Consider the following 2,073-nt stretch of genomic DNA (forward strand, 5'->3'; position numbering starts at 1 on the left):
GGCTTCCTAAGGTACGCAATGCGGACGGTCGGCGGTGAGGCGCGTCGACCCCGGCCTGCTGGAGCGCGTCCGGGCCGAGCTGGCCCGCGACCACGGCCCGGTGACGCCGGGACGCGTGGCCGCGGCGGCGCGCGGTGCGGGCGGACTGCTCGACGACGTCGCGCTGCTCGACCTCGTCGACGCGGTGCGCGCCGACCTCTCCGGCGCCGGACCGCTGCAGCCGCTCCTCGACGACCCGGGGGTGACCGACGTGCTGGTGAACGCCGACCGCGGCGTGTGGGTCGACCGAGGACGCGGGCTCCAGCAGGTGCGCCTCGACCTCGGCGGGGCGACGGCGGTGCGGGCGCTGGCCGTGCGGCTGGCCGCCGCGGCGGGGCGCCGGCTCGACGACGCGGCCCCCTTCGTCGACGCCCGGCTGCCCGGCGGGGTGCGCCTGCACGCCGTGCTGCCGCCGCTCGTCGAGGGCGGCACCCACCTGTCGCTCCGCGTGCCGGCCCGCCGGGCGCTCGGGCTCGACGAGCTGGTGCGCGGTGGCGCGCTGCCGTCCTCGTGGGCACCGCTGCTGCGCGCCCTGGTCGCCAGCGGCACCGCCTTCGTGGTGTCCGGCGGCACCGGCGCCGGCAAGACGACGCTGCTCGCCACGCTGCTCGGCCTCGTGCCGGCGGCCCAGCGCGTCGTGGTCGTCGAGGACTCCGCCGAGCTCGCCGTCGACCACCCGCACGTGGTGCGCCTCGAGGCGCGGCGGCCCAACGTCGAGGGCGCCGGCACCGTCGACCTCACCGAGCTGGTGCGGCAGGCGCTGCGCATGCGTCCCGACCGCCTCGTGCTCGGCGAGGTGCGCGGCGCCGAGGTGCGCGAGCTGCTCACGGCCCTGAACACCGGCCACGAGGGCGGCTGCGGCACCCTGCACGCCAACTCGGCGACCGACGTCCCGGCACGGTTCGAGGCGCTCGGTGCGCTCGCCGGCATGACCCCCGCCGCCGTGCACGCCCAGCTGCGCGGCGCCGTCCAGGTCGTGCTGCACCTGCAGCGCGCCGGTGCCGTGCGCCGGGTGGTGCAGATCGGCGTGGTCGCCACCGGTCCGACCGGCGCCGTCGTCGTCGAGCCCGCCCTCGTCGTCGACGACGCCGGGCCGGAGGTCGCCACCGCCCTCGCCGGTGCGGCGACGCCGGACGCGACGACCTCGGAGCGATCGGCGCCACGGCACGACCTCACGGGCGTCGCGCCCCCGGTCGGTGCGGGGTCGGAGGGTCGGCGAGGCCCGGGCTGGCCGCGGCTGGCCGCGCTGCTCGGCCGATGAGCGGCGGGTCGGCACTGCTCGCTGCGCTGGCGGCGGGCTCGGCGGTGCTCGCGCTCCCGTCCGGTGGGCGGGACGTCGGGTCGACGTCTCGAGCCGCAGGCGCCGCCGCTGCGGGCGCTCGACGCGCCGCTGGCTCGACGGACGGGACGGCGCGGAGCGGTCGAGACCCGGGTGGGCGTCGCCGGGGGCTGCTCGGTCGGCTGCGCCGGGCACCCGAGCCGCTCGACGTCGCCGCCGTCGTCGACGCCGTCGCCACGCAGGTGCGGGCCGGCGCAGAACCGGGCACCGCCTGGACGGTGGCCCTGGAGGTGGTGGCCGACACGTCCGGCAGCGGCTCGGGGCCGACGACGGACCGAGAGGGCGACGGACCCGTCGGCGCTCCGGTCGGCGCCGGACCGGACTGGCGCGACCCGGCGCAGCGACCGGTGGTCGCGGCCTGGCGGCTAGCGGGCACCACCGGCGCGCCGCTCGCGGAGGTGCTCGAGCGGGTGGCCGAGAGCACCCGCCTCGAGGCCGAGGTCGAGGCCCAGGTCGCCGGGTCGCTCGCCGCGCCGCGCGCCACAGCTCGCCTGCTGGGGGTCCTGCCGTTCGCCGGGCTCGGGTTCGGCCAGCTCGTCGGGGCGCACCCGTTCGCGGTGCTGCTCGGCACCTGGCCGGGCCGGGCGTGCGCGGCGCTCGGGCTCGGCCTGCTGGTCGCCGGACGGGCCTGGACCGCCGCCCTGCTGCGAGCCGCCGAGCGGGCGTCGTGAGCGCCGGGCCGGCGCAGACGCTCC

2 protein-coding genes are annotated in these 2,073 nt (G+C 79.6%); both read left to right on the top strand.

Going from position 1 to position 2,073, the window contains the following annotated elements; translation table 11 throughout:
- The first annotated feature begins 34 nt into the window (after nucleotides 1–34).
- Entirely contained in the window at nucleotides 35–1,300 is a 1,266-nt protein-coding gene (locus ACYVI6_RS18575; protein ID WP_460447774.1) for a TadA family conjugal transfer-associated ATPase, read from the top strand.
- On the top strand, nucleotides 1,297–2,049 hold the full coding sequence (locus ACYVI6_RS18580; RefSeq protein ID WP_460447775.1) for a type II secretion system F family protein: 753 nt from the start codon (nucleotides 1,297–1,299) through the stop codon (nucleotides 2,047–2,049). Before ACYVI6_RS18575 ends, ACYVI6_RS18580 begins: the two co-directional genes overlap by 4 nt.
- Nucleotides 2,050–2,073 lie beyond the last annotated feature (24 nt).

The organism is Angustibacter aerolatus, assembly GCF_054776675.1.